The organism is Cupriavidus basilensis, from assembly GCF_008801925.2.
GTDB classification, from domain to species: domain Bacteria; phylum Pseudomonadota; class Gammaproteobacteria; order Burkholderiales; family Burkholderiaceae; genus Cupriavidus; species Cupriavidus basilensis.
The window spans coordinates 372,839-388,528 of sequence record NZ_CP062805.1 but is presented as its reverse complement, the minus strand read 5'-3'; the positions used below and the strand labels follow the sequence as shown (position 1 = coordinate 388,528).

The window sequence follows — 15,690 nt, the reverse complement described above, 5'->3', positions numbered from 1 at the left end:
TCCTCCAAGAAGTGCCTCTTTGAACTAACTGCTACCGGCTTGCCCGGTAGCAGCGGTGCCTTTCTCGGCCGCTCGGCCAAATCCCCATATTCCCCTCAGCTAAACGCAATGCTGAAAAGACCTTCTGGCCTCGGCCGGGATGTCTTTTGAGCAAGCGTTCCTTCGCCTGTCTCAGGCATCGACCAACCCTCCACCTGGAGCCATCCCATGAAAGAACTGAGTGATATCGTAAAAAGCTGGACGCCCGCTCAATGGGACGCTCTGGTGAGGCAGTACGTGCCAGCGGAAGTCCTGACGGACAACTTCTGGCGAGGACGCCCAGGTCCGTGCCCCCTCTGTGGTGGCCATGACCGCTTTACCTATGACAACAAACGCGGCCGCGGCGATTGGGTCTGCCGGAAGTGCAATGCAGGGAATCCGAAAGCCGGCGACGGCCTCGAGCTCGTGCGTTGCTACACCGGCATGACCTACTCGGAACTGTGGCGGGACTTGAATGGCGAGCGGGCTGTGCCGATCGACCCCCCCTTTACGAGGCCAAATTCAGCTCGCCGGGGGAAAGCAGTAGATCCCGCCACCAAGATGCGGCGTATTGCGAAGCAGTGGGAAGCTGCTGCCGGGCTGGTGCCTGGCGATCACGCCATGCGCTATCTTGCTGCCCGGGTTCCTGGCCTGCGCGCGCCGCGGCCAACGGCCTTGCGCCTGGCGGTGCAGGACTATTGGTATGAAGGCCAGCTTGTTGGCCGCTACCCGACCATCGTTGCGCAATTCACACGGCCAGATGGGCGCATGGCCACGGTGCATCGCACGTCGCTCGACCCGCGACAGCCCGCCAAGGCGACGATAATCACTGCGGATGGGGAGATCCTCCCGGCCAAGCGCAATGGTGTGTCTGCGTTGCCGCTGACCGGTGGTGCAGTGCGTCTGATGCAACCGCGCGATGGTGAAGTTGGTGTCGCGGAAGGGCTGGAGAGCGCCTATGCGGCGTACATGCTCTTCGGCGTGCCGGCATGGAATTGCCTCAACCGGGTACTGCTGAGTCAGTTTGTGGTGCCGCCGGACCTGGGCATCCGCACGGTCCACATCTTCGCGGATTTTGACAGGATCGACCCGAAGACCCGAAAGTCCCCAGGCATGGCCGACGCGCTCGCGTTGGAAAAGCGGTTGCGCGCCGAAGGGCTGCACACCGTCATGCATCGACCAAAGGTTCGTGGAACCGACTTCTGCGATCAATGGCGCACCGAGTACCAGTTGCGCCTGATGTCTCAACAGGCTGTTACCGCCTGATCAGTTCGCCACCAGCCGGTGGCGCCTTACCTAACCTCTGCCCTGTGGGTCCTTCCCACAGGGAAGGAGTCCCCCCTTGGCAGGCTCTCCGAGGAGAAAAGCAATGCCGCAAAAGGGTTTCACAGCAATCATCAATAAACTGCATATCCAAGCTATGCGTGCGACCGCCGCTACGGAAGTTCAGGCCGGACAATCGGAAGCGCAATTCTTCGATGTGTACCGCCGAGAGCCGTCCGGTGGCTTCACGTTCCTAGACCGGAAGTTCTCGTTCGATTCCGCCCTCGACTACTGTTTGGCGCCGACTCTTCACTGAGAGGCCATCCCATTCACAAAAAAGCCCAGCAAACTGCTGGGCTTTTTTTTGGTTCTTCGCCGATCTGCGTGACCGTTTAGAAACAAAAAGGGCCAACACGCCCACCACTGTTATCTTGGAGTTGCGACACAACAAGAATCAGGAAGGTGGAGGTTGGCCCCACGCGATTGTATGGCCCAGCTCGGCTGCTGGGAAGGCTATCGCATGCGCGATAGTTGGGAAGAGACCCGCAATGGGCAGCGTATTTGCATCATCCGGCTGGAACCTAAGGGGCGCCGTAGGCGGTGCTGCGATGGCTGTGGTCGGGGCGTTAGCAGTATCCATGATCGGGTAGAGCGGCGCGTGCGGGATCTGCCTGTGTTCGAGATTCCGGTGGAGCTGATCGTGCCGCGACTTCGTCTGGCTTGCCGGCGATGTGGCCCGAAGCTGGAGCGCCTGGACTGGCTCGCGCCCTATGCGCGGGTTACGACGCGGCTTGCGGCCAGCGTAGCGCAACTGTGCAAGGTCATGTCGTTGCGCCATGTCGCGGCCTTCTACCGGTTGGCCTGGACCACGGTCAAGCGCATCGATCTGCGCCATCTTGAGCGGGAATTGGGACCGGTCGATCTGAGCGGGGTCACGGTGATCGCGATGGACGAGTTTGCGATCCAGAAGGGCCATCGCTATGCCACAGTCATCGTCGAGCCGTCGAGCAAGCGGGTACTCTGGGTCGGGCGCGGTCGCTCCCGAGAGGAAATCCGGCCCTTCTTCAAGCTGCTTGGCCCTGAAGGCTGTGCCCGGCTTCGCGCCGCGGTGATGGACATGAATACCGCCTACGACCTGGAAGTGCGGATGCACTGCCCGCAAGCGGAGGTTGTCTATGACCTGTTCCACGTGGTGGCCAAGTACGGTCGTGAGGTCATCGACCGCGTCAGGGTGGATGAGGCTAATCGGCTGCGCGGCGACAAGACCGCTCGTCAGGTGGTGAAGTCTTCTCGTTGGTTACTGCTGCGCAATCGGGAGAACGTCACGCGTGAGGCCGATCAGATCCGGCTTGATGAAATACTGGCTGCCAACCAAGCGCTGATGACCGTCTACGTGCTCAAGGACGATCTCAAGACGCTCTGGACATATCGGCATCCCGGCTACGCCCGGCGCTTCTGGCAAGGGTGGTACGAGCGCGCAATGGCCAGCGGCATCGCACCTCTGTGCCTGTTCGCCAAACGCCTCAAGCCATATTTACCCGGCATCCTGGCTCACAGCCGCTGGCCGTTGGGAACCAATCTGGTGGAAGGCATCAATAACCGGATCAAGGTCATCAAACGGATGGCCTATGGCTTCCGCGATGACCATTACTTCTTCCTGAAGATCCGGGCGGCCTTCCCCGGAAATCGGTGAAGAACCTTTTTTTTTTGGTGCGCCCGGCAGGGCGCACTCACTTGAGGGTGCAAGTCCCTTACACACCCGGCAAGGGGAAGTGTTAGCCAGAGACAAGGGTTTCCCGGGCGACTGGGAGTCTGAAGGAAGTCCGAGGCAAAGCGCTGGCCTGACGAACAGGAAGCGGATGAGGCGTCGTATCGGGGTGAGGTAGCCAAAATTGCCAAAGCCCAGTACTTGCACGGAACGGTGCGGCGTATATCCGACAGGCATAAGCGTGAAGGTGGGTGCGTCATACCCGGGGAGATCTGCACCGCTGCCATGGTGCTACCGACGTCGAGAGGCGTCGGGATGGCGGTGTAGAAGTCAGCAGAGGCCATATTGTGCGCTGAGCAGCGCGTTGTTCGGGAGGGTTCAAGTCCCTCTGACGCTCAGATGAGGGGCGTCATATCCAAAAGCGGGGGTAATGCCTCGCTGGCCGGAGAGAGAAGGCAGGTATGGAGATGCCTAACCGGGCACGAAGGCGAAAGCCGGAGACAGCCAAGGCAGACCTGGAGCCACCTTCCCGTAGGTCTCCGGAGGGCAGGGTGTCCACCGCGAGGTGGAATCCGAAGGGCATGAGGAGAAGTACCGGGCCGTAGTCGATGGGGGCTGCCCCGATGACGAACCGGTCGGCCAAAGGTGGGGCAAGGTCGAGCCCGCAGTATGGGGGCGAAGGCGTTCTCATTCACCCACCGCACCAAGGTGTTTGCGGACGGCACGGTACGGAAGAACAGCGTGTGACCTCAGGAGGACTGGCACAGTCTGCGGGTGGCACCGCGGGAAGTGAGCCTATAAGCGAGGAGCGAAGTGGCGAGCGGTGCTGTGCCAGTAGTCGGACGGCTGAGTAGTACCTGAAGCGTGGCCAAAACCACGTGACCGAGCGATCGGCGACAGAAGTGGGTCGGGGAAGGCAGCCGGCGAAGATGATTGGGAAGAGCCCGGACGACAGTGAGTAAGGACACGGAGGAGGATCAGTTCCATGAGTGAAATACCCGTACATCCGCGCCCGAGGAGACTGTCTGACTGGATCAACCCGATGGAAGCAAGGAAGGTCCACTCATTAATTGACAAGGTTTTTCAACGGAAGAATCTGGAAGTCGCCTGGGAGCGAGTCCGGGCCAACCGGGGCAGTGGCGGTGTCGATGGAATCAGCGTGGCAGACTTTGCCGAACAGGCGGACCAGCATCTGGACCGTCTGCAGGCAGAACTGCGTGCGCGGACCTATCAGCCGCAACCGGTCCGGCAGGTCTCGATCCCGAAAGTCGGCAAACCGGGGGAGTTCCGCAATCTCGGCATACCGACGGTGATCTCATAATGCACCTCTCACAGTTGAGTGTGGGAATGTTGCCCCCGAAGATGCCCTGAAGTGCGCACCCAGTCCCGCAGTTGCTGTTCCTTGACGGGATCCAGCGTGATCCACCATGGGCCCCGCCCGTCGAGCTTACGAGCGTGGACGACTTGGCGCTCAATCCAGTAATACACGACGTGTGGACTGATGCCCAGTCGGTGAGCGAGTTGCTGAACCGTGAGTTCGTCAGGCCGCATGAAGTTGGTCGCCGCAATCCCGTACCGGAAGCGGATCCATTTGACCATGGAGAGCGTGAACGATTTGCCAGTTGAACTGCGCAGGCCTTCCTGATTGAGGTGCGCAGCGATTTGCGGGTCGGACAAATGTTGCGACAGTTTGCGCACGTGCTCGACGGTTGCAGTGGGATAGCGCATCGCGTCGGCGACCGGCTTGGGCAAAGTCACGGTGGTGTCGGTACAGGTGCCGCCCTGCCAACGCACGTGTAGGACCACCTGTCTGGTTGCGGGAAGTTTCTCGACCGTAATGTCCCGGATGAGCAGTCGCAGCATGCGCTTGCGATCCTTCGCCGGGGTCGCCGGAGCACGCCAGAGGCGCGGCAGATTGCGCGCCAGTGCGAGGATCTGGGCCTTCTGTTCGGGTGTGGCAACGCGCGCCTTCTGGCTCTGGAACTGGGCGGCTTCCGTCTTGATCGCTGCGAGGCGAAGCATCGCGTCATTCCAGCGCCGCTCGAGGGTGCCCGTGACCAGACGGTTGGCGGGATCGCATTCCTGATAGCGACGCTCGGCAAGAGCGACTTCATACTCGGCGCGTTCGATGCGCATATGCCACTGACGCATGATGGCCTGATCCCGCTGCTCGAGTTCGTTCAGGGCGGTCACGGCGAGTTCGAGTTCGGCTGGCCGCAGGGCCGCGAGCATCGCTTCGCCGATCGCGTTGTCGAGCAGGTCGCTGCGCACGCTCATGCAATCTCTGGTCGCTAAACCCTGGCGGCGCTGCGCATTGCACAAGTACATTGGGTAGATGCCACCGTTACCCTGGTAGCGCACGGTCAGCGCCCGACCACAGCAGCCACAGATCAGCATCCCCTGAAGCAGCGCCAATCCTTCACGCGCCGGACCGCTGAGCACGGTGCCTTCACCGTTGGTCCGGTTGCCCGCCAGGCGTGCCTGGTTCCGCTCAAACTCCTCCGGGCTGATGTATCCCTCGTGATGGTCGGGTAGATGGACGCGCCAGTCTGCCTTGGGTACCGGCTGCACGCGCTTATGCACCTCCCCCTGTGGCGTGATGCGCTGGCGGTACTGGTACCGTCCAAAGACATAAATGCCCGCATACGAAGGATTCTTGATCAGGCCGATCACGCGCTCATGGCTCAGGCGCCCCCAGATGAGCCGGCCCGCCCAGGCGCCGCCATAGGCGCGCTTCGGAAAGCGCAGGCCATCTTCGGCAAAGCGCTTGACGACCGCGTATGCGCTGCCGGTCTCTCGAAAGAGACGAAACACCAACTGCACGGCGCCGCGCACCTCGTCATCGGGATCCAGGACGATGTGGCCTTCGTCGTCATAGCACAACCCAACCGGGAGCGGAAAGCGCAGCTCACCCTTCTGCGCCTTGTTGAGCTTGCCGCCTTGGAGGCGCCCGCGCAAAAAGTGCAGTTCCGCCTGTGCCATTGTGCCTTTGAGACCGAGCAGCAGGCCGTCGTTGAAGTCGCCTGGGTCGTAACAGCCATCGGCGTCGATTACCAGGGTATGGGTGAGGGCGCACAACTCGAGCAGGCGATGCCAGTCCAGATTCGAGCGCGCCAGGCGCGAGACCTCCAGCGCAAACACGGCGCCCACGTGCCCCATCGAGACATCTGCCACCAGCGTCTTGAAGTCCTCGCGGCCCGTCATCTGCGCGCCTGACTGACCGAGGTCCCGATCCAGGATCCGGATCGACGTTTGTGGCCAGCCCAATGCCAGCGCTTTGTCGCGCAACGCATACTGGCGCTCCGTGCTCTCCTGATGGTGTCGCACCTGGGCCAGCGTCGATTGGCGGATATAGATGTACGCCGGCTTGCTCTGATGTTGGGGGGTGATCTTGGTGTTCATCGACGGCCTCCTCGGTCAACTCCAGCGCGGGCTCTGCGATGAGCCAGGCTTCGAGCATGTTGGCGATGAGTACGCCGGCCGATTGCAGGTCGATGGAGTTGGTGAGCGACAGCGGCGACTGGCTCACCGACGCCCCTTATAGCGCCTCGCGGCGGCGTAATAGTTCGCGATTGATCTCGCAGATCTCCTCGATGATCTCGCGGACCCGGTGATAGTTCGCCAGGTGTTCGGTGACGTCGGCGTAATCGGCCTGTGGCACGTAGTCCATTTGTGGTCGGCGCCCGGGAAAACTCACCGACAAGTAGTACTTGGGGCCATGACCTGGGCCATCGGCGCACTTGCAGCCGGGCTTGCCGCAGCGCTTGTAGCGTTCGATGAGCGAGCCCCGCAAGAGCGTGTCCAACGCCGGCATTTGCTTGAGCAATTGCGCGCGACGCCTGCGTAATGTTGACGACGGAATATCTTCCATTGGCGGACCACGTTAAAAACTGGTCTGATAGTAGGGCAATGAAATGCATTGATCAAGCTCCTTTGGTTGATGACTTCTTGGAGGACGAAGCGGCAAGCTGGTCGATCAACGCGATCAGCTCCAGCAGCATGCCCAGATCGAAGCGAGACACAGGGATCTCGCAATCGTCTTCGACGGCAGGCGCGCCCCAGTCGGTCCATTCGCGGGCAATGCTGAAGCTGCCGCGCTCGACATGACCCAGTAGCAATGTGTCGACGCCTGTCACCCGGCGCGTCTTCAGGACCGGAAAACGCTGGCCCCGGAGCGGATGAAACGGATGGCGGATCTCAGCCCATCCCAAATGCTCGTTGAGCGCTTGTGCAGTTCGCGCTGACCGTCCCCTCTGCGCTCGACAGGTTCGTCCAGCAGGCAGTGTTGCAGGTGCTGCAAAGGCAGTGGGACCCGACGTTCTCGGACTCCAGTTACGGCTTCCGTCCGGGACGCTCGGCGCATCAGGCCGTGGAGCGCGCACAGGGCTACATCCAGGCAGGGCATCGCTGGGTTGTAGACCTCGACCTCGAGAAATTTTTCGATCGCGTGAACCACGATATCCTGATGAGCCGGGTGGCGAAGCGGGTCAGCGACAGGCGCGTCCTGAAGCTGATCCGCTCCTTCCTGACGGCAGGTGTGCTGGAGAACGGGCTGGTTGGTGCAACGGACGAGGGCACGCCCCAGGGCGGTCCGCTGTCACCGTTGTTATCCAATCTGTTGCTCGACGATCTAGACCGCGAGCTTGAGCGACGCGGACTGCGCTTCGTGAGGTACGCAGACGACTGTAACGTCTACGTGCGCAGCGAACGCGCGGGCCAACGGGTGATGGGTGGGCTGAAAGCCTTCCTCACCAGCAAGCTGAAGTTGAAGGTCAACGAGGCGAAGAGCGCGGTCGCCCGGCCACACACTCGGAAGTTTCTGGGCTTCACCTTCTTGGGGCGGGAGCAGGTCAGAAGGCGCATCGCGCCCAAGGCCCTGGCTCGCTTCAAGGATCGGGTCCGGGAACTGACGCAACGCTCGCGCGGGATCAGCGTCGACCAGTTGATCGGCACGCTGAAACGATATCTGACGGGCTGGCGTGGCTACTTTGGTTTCTGTGAAACGCCCAGCGTGCTCAAGCAACTGGATGAATGGACCCGACGCCGCCTACGCTGCTTCTTCTGGACGCAGTGGAAGCGTGGCCGGACCCGATTCCGGGAGCTAGTTGCGCGAGGCGTGGACCGCAACCTTGCCGCACAAACGGCGGGTTCGCCCCACGGTGTCTGGCGCCTAAGCCACAGCCCGGCACTGAACAAGGCGCTGTCGAATCGTTACTTCCGCTCGTTGGGCCTTCCGTCGCTGGGACCATCGCCGATCAACTGATCCGAACCGCCGTGTACGGACCCGTATGCACGGTGGTGTGGGAGGAGGCAGGCCGCGAGGCCTGCCCCTATCCCGATCGAAGATCAGCCGCGCTTTCGGTTTTTGACGCCGTTGTAGACGACCAGGACGGCCTCCAGAAGACACCACCCAATCAGGACAGTGAAGACGAAGCGGTTAATGCCTTGAGTCGTGGACAGGTATTCAAACATGGCTCGGTATCCTCCTGTTTTCTCTGAATGCTATTAGGTTGCCACATGAAGAGGCGGAGTCAAGCGCCGCCGTGCGCCGCAGATTCTCGCTTAGCCGAATCGCGCCATTGCGTCATTGAGCGCACCGAGATCCAGTCCCGCAAGCGGATCAGGACCGTCCGCGGCAGGCTCAGATGCGGGCGCCGGTGTAGCCCGTGGCCGCTCCTGTGCATGGGCTGAGGCAACCTGCGGTCGATCCGCAGCAAGCCGGCCTGCCGCAGCCGGCGACAATGGCAGGATCGCGGCTACTGTAGCGTATGGTGCGGCGGTCTCCCGCTCCCTCGCTCCTGAGGGTTCGGGGTGAGCCAGCAGCGGTGGAGGCGGTACCGGTGCTGCAACGGTCGGCGTCGTTGCAGCAGTGGGAGGACGCAGCAGCGTGTCGGGACCAGCGCTGAGCACAAGCTGCAGCCCCCGTTGCGCGAGCAGTTTAAGCATGAACGCCCGCTCCCGAGCTCCCGGGAACTGCCGCAGATACGCGAGCAGATCAGGAGCCGAGTCGGCGGACAGCGTCACGGTCATCTGGAGCTTGTCCATGGCGGGCGTCCTCAGGCGGCCTTGGCGACTTGCCGTGCGGAACCGATGGTATAGAAGCCGCGAACGTTGGCGAAGCAGGGCGCGTCCATGATGTGGATCACGTTGTGCGGGAAGGCAGCACGAATTGTCGGGGCGTAGAGCTGGGCCCCGCCACCAGTCAGGATGATTGCCCGGATATCGTCGGTGCGGCCGACGCGTGCCTGGATTTCCTTGACCGGCTGATGGGTGACGGCCATGGCCTCTGCCAGGTAGGGCGAAACGTCCAGATCCTGACCGAAAAACACCATTGGCTTGGCGTCGCGGATGGCCTTGTCGATGCGTTCGATGCTGTCGGTGGGATGCCCACGGTCAGCCGAGATGAGGCTTGCCACCTGTTGGTAGATGCGCGCGACGCCTCCAGGCACCCCGCCGCTTCGCGTGTCGTCCATGGTGTAGCCACGCGCCACCACCCAATCGGTTGTGAAGTAGCCGACATCGATCACCAGGTATGCGTTCTCAGGGTCGTACTTCTTGCCGTTTTGCTGGATGTACGTAATCAGCGTGCCCAGCGGCTGCGGCAGCGGGAGCACGCTGTTGATGTGAACGTCGCCCCACCCAAAGTTATGGGTGCCGGTGAAACGGTCCTTGAGGTAGGCAGCGTACTTCAGCGTATTGTGCACCGGCAGGCCCAGGACGAGCCGATCAACTTCCATGGCATTGGCATAGTGCAGCGAGCCGGCGAGCAGGGCAGCGTAGTTGGGTGTCGTTACATAATCCTCAGACAGGGAGCGACCGGTATGGACATGAGCGGCGCTCAGCGAAACATCGGGTCCGACCTCGTATCGCGCACCATCGACCTCCACATTCACTACGTTTCGAGCCCGGAAGATGCCGCCGGTATGCGCGGTGAGAGAGGACGTTGCGGCAATGGGTGCCAGCGAGGGGAACATGTTGGTTGCGATGTCCGAGCCAAGCGGAAAGGCGGACTTGGTGTTGCCGTAGCCAACATCGATTGCGACGGTCGAGATTCTCATTTGTGCTCCTTGGCGATTCATTGAAGTGGATGGCTCCGATGTGTCGAATGTCCTTCGTGTTCCGAGCAAGTGGGACTTTGTACCTCCGAGCCCCATTCACTCGCCTCAGGTCGGTGGGAGCATCTGGGACTTGGTCGGACTTTGTCGGTCTTGCTTTGAGAGCGTCGGATTAGATGGCACATCGACATAGCCCACTCTACCGTCGGAAAATCGAAGTCAAGTCGCCGAAAGCTCGCGATTTTGCAGTGGCAAACGTTGCCGTTTGGCCCATGCCTGGTATATGCTTCGAGCACTTACCGCGTCCCCGACGCATCGACCTCGCCGCCAGTTGCGCGGCAAATCCAGCACGCAAAACCCCGACATTCGGGCCTTGCGATCGCCAGTTGTTCACGCCGGAAATTGAAACGGCATTTTTTTCAATTAAATCAAATGGACCGTGTCGGATAGTGAGGACACCGGACACCGCGATACCAAGCCGATTGGCGGTCTGTTCGTGAAAATAGACCGCAGTGTGGACAATTCCGAAGCCGGACACCGGACAGGTGCTCTGTGGAATTTCCACGAATGCCCGACGCCCTTTCAGCCGCTTGGCTGGGCGCGGATCACGAAGCCCGACACACCGCAGCAGGGATGATCCGGCTTTGGGGCGGGGAGCTGTTTGCGTACCGAACGAGCGGTGGACGCAGGCTTCTGAGCAATATCGACCCGGGGGGCGCTACCGGTACCAGAACGGCGCAACAAGTAATCACTCATCACGGCATCGGCCGGCTGCACCAGGACGAAATCCCTGGCGCCGTCAGGCTGGCATCCATTGATGCACCGGATAGGGTGGCCGCGCAGCGGCGTGCAAGGCGAAGGCCTGCGCCCGCACTGCGGACAGTCACGACGCATTGCTTCCATGCTCAGGGCTGATCGGTTTGGCATCGCTAAAGGACAGGAAGGTAGTGGCAAGACCGGCTGGGTGGGCTGGAAAGCTGGGGGTGGTACCCCGGAGCACCGAGGGGACAAAGCCGGATCGGGGGTCGGCGCTGTCCAGCAGCGAGCTGCGAGGTCCCATGGCGGACACTCGCCCGTGGCCGCACGCGCGAAGCGCAAAAGTTCGAGAACGCCGTATGACTAAGACTATCAACCTGCGCCCCATCATTAACCAATACAACCTGCCGGAGAGATTCAAGGCTGAGTTCGCAGTACTGGCTGCGGAACACTTGCACCTGCCGCATAGCGGGACGCGAGTTAGCGGCAGATCGCTGTCGCAGATGTCACAGCGACAGCGCGTGCAGGCACTTCTCGCCATGTTCGTGGAGCTGCGCAGCATTGGTGGCATGGCCGTAACCTCGCCCTACAGCATTCGGCAGAAGCACATCCGCTGGCTGGTCCAGTATTGGGTGGAGGAGCGCAAGCTGAACGTGGGAACGGTGGAGCTACGCCTCACCCACCTGCGTGCGCTGATGTCATGGATGGGGAAGACCAACGTGGTCGGCCGAATCGAAGACTATGTGCAGCGACCGGCCGGATACGAGCGCAGCTATGTTGCGCGCGAAGACCGTTCGTGGGATGGCAAGGGCATTGATGCGGCGGCGAAGATCGCCGAGATCGCGGTCACGGACGCCCACGTCGCACTGCAGCTCAAGCTGGAAGCTGGCTTTGGCCTGCGAGCAAAGGAAAGCTGGCGATTGCGGCCTGCTTTGGACGTCCTGCCATCGGGAATGCTGCTCGTGCATGACGGCACAAAAGGCGGGCGCGCCCGCCGGGTCCCGATAGAGTTCGGCTGGCAGTACGAGTTGCTCGGGCAAGCGGCAACACTTGCATACGTCACGAATCCGGAGCGAGGCACGCTGATGCCTGCTTCCTTCTCCCAGACTCGGTGGCGCCGACGCTTCTATACCGTTCTGGAGAAGCACGGAATCACCAAAGACGGCGACGGTGTGACGGCGCACGGGCTGCGTCACCAATACCTGCAGCAGATGTATAAGCGGGAGAGCGGCCAGCCGGCGGCTGTGAAGGGGAGCGGGCCAGTTGTTGATGTGGAGGCACACCGCGAAGCGATGCGCAAGGTGGTGGAGGCCGCTGGCCACAGCCGGGCGACCAAAGCGAATGCCTATCTTTCTACCTATTCCACCCAGTTGAGCTTGGGTAAGAAGGAACCCACTCTGAATGAGGTCAAGGCCGCTATCTTGGCCGCCGATGGCAACAAAGCAGTGGCTGCGCGGCAGCTTGGGATTTCAAGGACCAAGCTTTATCGAATTCTCGCGAAGGAGGGCTGAGGCCGGGACTGCTCTTCGGAAGCGGGCTCTTATCCGACGCTGGTCGGCCGGCCTTCCGGCCAGTATCGGCAAACGCTCGATCGCGAAGGTATGAGCATGCTCATACTGTTTTCCCAGAATGCTCGCAGGAGAAGGGTCGCTTTTACCGAAAAGCCGCGTCGCTCCATCGAGCAAAATCTAGCGAGGGCTCGATCCAGCGCTGCCGCGAGCGGCACGTTGCCATTTCTGTTGCGGCAACTGGGGGGTCTTTGAGCTAGCAAAGCTATCTGGACTGGGGCTGGCTGGTTCTTTCCATACTCGTACTCACGGCGGTCCTTGCGATCCCTTTTGCAGGAACTGGTAGCGCCATGGCCTGCACTTGGGTCGTTTCGTCCGGTATCGCTTTGCCTTATCGAACCGCGACAATCGACTGCGTGCAAAGCCAGCGTACGGCCGCAAGAGCTCATCCAACAACCGTGAAGGTCGGTGCGCTGTGGAACGCGAGTTGGGGACGATCGTGCGTAGGCTGCCGCCAGCGCGACCAAGGAGCCGGCCGCGCGGACAAGCTCCTGTACAGCGTCTGGAGCCGGCACCGCCTTTGCCGAGTCGGCGCTGGCCAGCCAGGCGAATGAAACGCGCCCGCGCTGGCCGCTCGCCCGGATGCCGGCATGGGCGGTGGCAAGTCCATCGGGGACATTCGCATCGACTTTGGCAGCGATGGGAAGGGATCCACGCCGGCAAAGTGAACCAGTTCTGCGATGCTCACTACACTGTATGCAGGTGCCGCATCATTGCGCGCGATGTAGGCTGCGGCTGGTGCGCAAAAGTCGGCATTCATCCGCGACGCTGGCGCGCTGCGGGGGCGAATCCGCTTCCCTGATTTCGTCCGGAAGGCCTGCCAGCCTAAAGCTCTCGGCCTGCGACGCCTTGTCGCCAAAGTCGGCGCTGGATGCCAGGTGCCACGGTCGAGCCCAGCGCCACGTCCATAGTCGCGCAAGCTGCCTCGCTCACCGGCAGGCAACCGCTCTTCCTCGTAGAAGTCGCTGTCCCGCGGCAGCGCGCGAGCGGCATCAGCCGCCCCCCGAGTGAGGTGTTCGCAGACCAGAGCGCCGTTCGCGTCTGGGCGGAGTGCATGACCGCATATGCGCATTAGCACAGAATTCGGGTGTGGCTGGCCTTGGTGATGACCGGCTGCTGGCCATGAGCGAATACGTAAGCACAGGCTGGTGCCGGTAAGTCCTTGGCGCCGACCTTGGTCGGTGCGAGGAAGAAGAGGATCGAGAGGGCGGGCGGCCGCAGCATTTGGATTTCCAGATCAAAGTAGCGCTTCCAGCTTGCCGCAGGCCGGGCGAAGTCAAGGTTCGGTGCTATCCGGAAGGCTGTCCACGGCTCGGGCGACGAACTCTTCTAGAATTGGGAACGGCCATTCGTCGTTCTCCTTCGCCTCTTCAGCGATGATCGCAGTCAGGGCGGGTACGTGTTCGAACCGGACCATTGGGGCACCATCGATATAGATAACCTTGGATCGCCGAACAACCTTACGATAGCGGCCGGCATCCTCGATGACGGTCTCCGGCGGCGAGACGTGCTTGAACTGAAAACCCGGCTGCGCCAACGCTGCGGCCATGGCTGCGAATTTCGGCCCGTTCGTTGCCCAATCGGTGGTAGTCGATGCGAGCAGGTTCAGGAAATAGGGGATGTCGGACGAGGTCAGCTCACGCCGGGCGAGCATGGAAATCGTCTGCTGGTCTGCCGGCCGGTGTTCCACCCGGGAGTTCCAGATCGCGCGCAACTGCGCAGAAGCGGTGTCCGTGTCGGTGGATTCCAGGCGGACTGGCGACGTTGAGATACCGCATTCCTCACAGACGACGACAGCCTGCAGACGGCCGGCGATGAAGAGGGGGGCGCCATCGCAGTGGGCGCAGTTGAGCAGGCCGGTTGGCATGGCAAGGTCCGGGTGGAGAAGCCGGAATTATGCCTTGCACCGGCCGGCTGCCCGTTAAGATCGCTCGTCGGGCTGTTCGAATACCGGCTCGTTGATGGCGAGGTATCGCGTCGAAGTGCTGAGCAGGCCGCGGCGCGCCGTGCCCTGGAAGCCCTGCAGCATTTCGCTGTGGTCGCGAAGCGTCCGGCCGATCTGCCAGAACTCGTTGAGCCAGTGACCCTCAGGCCCCATCGAACCGCCGTGGCGGCCGGTTGCGATCGCGCCGCGGATGGCTAGGACGGTCTCAGGCTTCGGGTATTCGGATTGGTCGTTTTCGAACTGCTGCATTGCTACCTTGGTTGATTGGCCCAGTGCAGGGCCGGGTGGAGGTGGAACCCGGCGGCCTCTCGAAACAACTCGGCGGCACGGCGGATATATTGAAGAATCCATTCTGAGACGAGCCTGCGTCGGCCAATACGTCCAGCGCCGAGGCCAGTTCGAACCGTGCCGCGGAACGGTTCGATGACCCGGTCGCCTGGTTCGGTGAGAAAGCGGACAAAGAACTCAGGAATTGCCGTCGGCTGCATGGTGCCATGAAGTGGCAACCCGAGCGCTACGGCTTCCTGCCGTACTGCACCGCTGGCCCCGCTCGAGCACATTTCGCGATAGTCGGCCCGGTGTGGGCTCGCCAAAGGACCGGGGCCGGATTCGGTAGGCGCCATCACCATAGACGGTGGTTCTGCGCTCCCCGCCGGCGTCCATCAGGCGCTGGTGACATGCCGTGTGCGCCTCCAGCACACGCAGGTTGTTGGCGCGGACGCTGGCCGGGTCGTTCGTGAGCCAGAGTACTCGGCATAGCAGTTGTCGCAGCCCGGGCCCACTTTCGGGCACCCCTGCCACGGTTTCCAGCTGTGGTCTGCCCACTCGATACGGGTGTTCTCACTCATGCTGGCACATCCTCGAACATGTCGATGGTACGGCGTGTCGCGTTCGGGCTGGCCGTCCTCGGCGAGCAGTATTTGACCGATATAGGCCGATCCGAGACCACAGTAAGGGTAATCGGTCTCGGTCCAGCCATCTTCGAAGTCCGCAGGAGTCCGATAGGGGCCGACCAGCTCGTAGCGCGGCTCCGCGCAGTCGCCCTCGATGTCCCGGCGCTCACGTTTGGTGGCGACGAGCGCGGCCTCGGCGTCATCGGCTTGAATGACGGCGCGGTAGACGATCTCAGTGTTGTAGAGCGGCATTGGTGAATCCTCCTTGCCTACCAGGCTTTCGTGGATGGTGAATGCTTTAGTGGACCGCCTGAACTATCGTGAACCTAGCGTAGCGCGCGCGACCCGAAGTCACGCAAGGAGTGAACCATGTGGACTTGCACGAAGTGCCGTCTCTCGGTGATGTTTAACACGGCAGACCCACAGCTGGACGAACGCGGTTTCTTTTTCACCTGCCTTGGGTGTGAACATAGAAATCCGCTCG

At 61.7% G+C, this 15,690-nt stretch carries 14 protein-coding genes and 2 pseudogenes; 6 read left to right on the top strand and 10 right to left on the bottom strand.

Annotated features, from left to right (window positions below; genetic code table 11):
- The first annotated feature begins 207 nt into the window (after positions 1-207).
- From F7R26_RS37370 to F7R26_RS37355, 4 genes are all read left to right on the top strand, one after another.
- A complete protein-coding gene (locus tag F7R26_RS37370) occupies positions 208-1,284 on the top strand; it encodes a primase-helicase zinc-binding domain-containing protein (protein ID WP_058698181.1) in 1,077 nt (358 codons plus the stop codon).
- 103 nt (positions 1,285-1,387) lie between these two features.
- Complete coding sequence (locus tag F7R26_RS37365; protein ID WP_058698180.1) at positions 1,388-1,597, top strand: hypothetical protein; 210 nt, start codon at positions 1,388-1,390, stop codon at positions 1,595-1,597.
- A gap of 153 nt (positions 1,598-1,750) precedes the next feature.
- The gene (locus F7R26_RS37360; RefSeq protein ID WP_116318649.1) at positions 1,751-2,974 is read left to right on the top strand and encodes an ISL3 family transposase; all 1,224 of its coding nucleotides are present in this window, start codon (positions 1,751-1,753) and stop codon (positions 2,972-2,974) included.
- Positions 2,975-3,974: 1,000 nt separating this feature from the next.
- Complete coding sequence (locus F7R26_RS37355; protein WP_176844252.1) at positions 3,975-4,310, top strand: reverse transcriptase family protein; 336 nt, start codon at positions 3,975-3,977, stop codon at positions 4,308-4,310.
- 8 nt (positions 4,311-4,318) lie between these two features.
- Here the strand turns inward: F7R26_RS37355 and F7R26_RS37350 are convergent, their stop codons facing one another.
- The 3 genes from F7R26_RS37350 to F7R26_RS37340 form a co-directional block, all read right to left on the bottom strand.
- Positions 4,319-6,391 (bottom strand): recombinase family protein, encoded by a 2,073-nt coding sequence (locus tag F7R26_RS37350; RefSeq protein WP_058698177.1) that lies wholly within the window; start codon positions 6,389-6,391, stop codon positions 4,319-4,321.
- Between the two features lie 136 nt (positions 6,392-6,527).
- Positions 6,528-6,860, bottom strand: a complete 333-nt coding sequence (locus tag F7R26_RS37345) for a DUF6788 family protein (RefSeq protein WP_058698176.1) — start codon at positions 6,858-6,860, stop codon at positions 6,528-6,530.
- A 52-nt stretch (positions 6,861-6,912) separates the two neighbouring features.
- On the bottom strand, positions 6,913-7,200 hold the full coding sequence (locus F7R26_RS37340; protein WP_058698175.1) for a DUF5372 family protein: 288 nt from the start codon (positions 7,198-7,200) through the stop codon (positions 6,913-6,915).
- A gap of 29 nt (positions 7,201-7,229) precedes the next feature.
- Between F7R26_RS37340 and ltrA the strand changes: the two are divergent.
- Positions 7,230-8,252 (top strand): annotated as a pseudogene (ltrA, locus tag F7R26_RS37335) (group II intron reverse transcriptase/maturase); the annotation flags it as partial.
- An 83-nt stretch (positions 8,253-8,335) separates the two neighbouring features.
- Here the strand turns inward: ltrA and F7R26_RS41555 are convergent.
- The 3 genes from F7R26_RS41555 to F7R26_RS37325 all read right to left on the bottom strand — a co-directional run bounded on the left by F7R26_RS41555 (position 8,336) and on the right by F7R26_RS37325 (position 10,047).
- Positions 8,336-8,461 (bottom strand): hypothetical protein, encoded by a 126-nt coding sequence (locus F7R26_RS41555; protein ID WP_256333827.1) that lies wholly within the window; start codon positions 8,459-8,461, stop codon positions 8,336-8,338.
- Between the two features lie 90 nt (positions 8,462-8,551).
- Positions 8,552-9,034, bottom strand: a complete 483-nt coding sequence (locus F7R26_RS37330; protein WP_143010732.1) for a hypothetical protein — start codon at positions 9,032-9,034, stop codon at positions 8,552-8,554.
- An 11-nt stretch (positions 9,035-9,045) separates the two neighbouring features.
- Complete coding sequence (locus F7R26_RS37325) at positions 9,046-10,047, bottom strand: PRTRC system protein D (RefSeq protein WP_058698174.1); 1,002 nt, start codon at positions 10,045-10,047, stop codon at positions 9,046-9,048.
- 1,112 nt (positions 10,048-11,159) lie between these two features.
- Here F7R26_RS37325 and F7R26_RS37320 point away from each other — a divergent pair.
- The gene (locus tag F7R26_RS37320; RefSeq protein WP_058698173.1) at positions 11,160-12,311 is read left to right on the top strand and encodes an integrase domain-containing protein; all 1,152 of its coding nucleotides are present in this window, start codon (positions 11,160-11,162) and stop codon (positions 12,309-12,311) included.
- Positions 12,312-13,439: 1,128 nt separating this feature from the next.
- Here F7R26_RS37320 and F7R26_RS37315 read toward each other — a convergent pair.
- From F7R26_RS37315 to F7R26_RS37300, 4 genes and pseudogenes are all read right to left on the bottom strand, one after another.
- Positions 13,440-13,592 carry a hypothetical protein gene (locus F7R26_RS37315; protein ID WP_158577659.1) on the bottom strand — a complete coding sequence of 51 codons (153 nt, stop codon included), beginning with the start codon at positions 13,590-13,592 and terminating at the stop codon, positions 13,440-13,442.
- 52 nt (positions 13,593-13,644) lie between these two features.
- Complete coding sequence (locus F7R26_RS37310; protein ID WP_058698171.1) at positions 13,645-14,235, bottom strand: hypothetical protein; 591 nt, start codon at positions 14,233-14,235, stop codon at positions 13,645-13,647.
- Positions 14,236-14,289: 54 nt separating this feature from the next.
- Entirely contained in the window at positions 14,290-14,562 is a 273-nt protein-coding gene (locus F7R26_RS37305) for a hypothetical protein (protein WP_058698170.1), read from the bottom strand.
- A gap of 485 nt (positions 14,563-15,047) precedes the next feature.
- Positions 15,048-15,161 (bottom strand): annotated as a pseudogene (locus F7R26_RS37300) (DUF5131 family protein); the annotation flags it as partial.
- Positions 15,162-15,690: the final 529 nt, after the last annotated feature.

Bases quoted from the DNA above. Each gene is read 5' to 3' on its own strand.
- F7R26_RS37350 (WP_058698177.1), bottom strand. From the start codon at position 6,391: ATGAACACCAAGATCACCCCCCAACATCAGAGCAAGCCGGCGTACATC.
- F7R26_RS37325 (WP_058698174.1), bottom strand. From the start codon at position 10,047: ATGAGAATCTCGACCGTCGCAATCGATGTTGGCTACGGCAACACCAAG.
- F7R26_RS41555 (WP_256333827.1), bottom strand. From the start codon at position 8,461: ATGTTTGAATACCTGTCCACGACTCAAGGCATTAACCGCTTCGTCTTC.
- F7R26_RS37365 (WP_058698180.1), top strand. From the start codon at position 1,388: ATGCCGCAAAAGGGTTTCACAGCAATCATCAATAAACTGCATATCCAA.
- F7R26_RS37310 (WP_058698171.1), bottom strand. From the start codon at position 14,235: ATGCCAACCGGCCTGCTCAACTGCGCCCACTGCGATGGCGCCCCCCTC.
- F7R26_RS37315 (WP_158577659.1), bottom strand. From the start codon at position 13,592: ATGCTGCGGCCGCCCGCCCTCTCGATCCTCTTCTTCCTCGCACCGACC.
- F7R26_RS37355 (WP_176844252.1), top strand. From the start codon at position 3,975: ATGAGTGAAATACCCGTACATCCGCGCCCGAGGAGACTGTCTGACTGG.
- F7R26_RS37370 (WP_058698181.1), top strand. From the start codon at position 208: ATGAAAGAACTGAGTGATATCGTAAAAAGCTGGACGCCCGCTCAATGG.
- F7R26_RS37345 (WP_058698176.1), bottom strand. From the start codon at position 6,860: ATGGAAGATATTCCGTCGTCAACATTACGCAGGCGTCGCGCGCAATTG.
- F7R26_RS37320 (WP_058698173.1), top strand. From the start codon at position 11,160: ATGACTAAGACTATCAACCTGCGCCCCATCATTAACCAATACAACCTG.
- F7R26_RS37305 (WP_058698170.1), bottom strand. From the start codon at position 14,562: ATGCAGCAGTTCGAAAACGACCAATCCGAATACCCGAAGCCTGAGACC.
- F7R26_RS37330 (WP_143010732.1), bottom strand. From the start codon at position 9,034: ATGGACAAGCTCCAGATGACCGTGACGCTGTCCGCCGACTCGGCTCCT.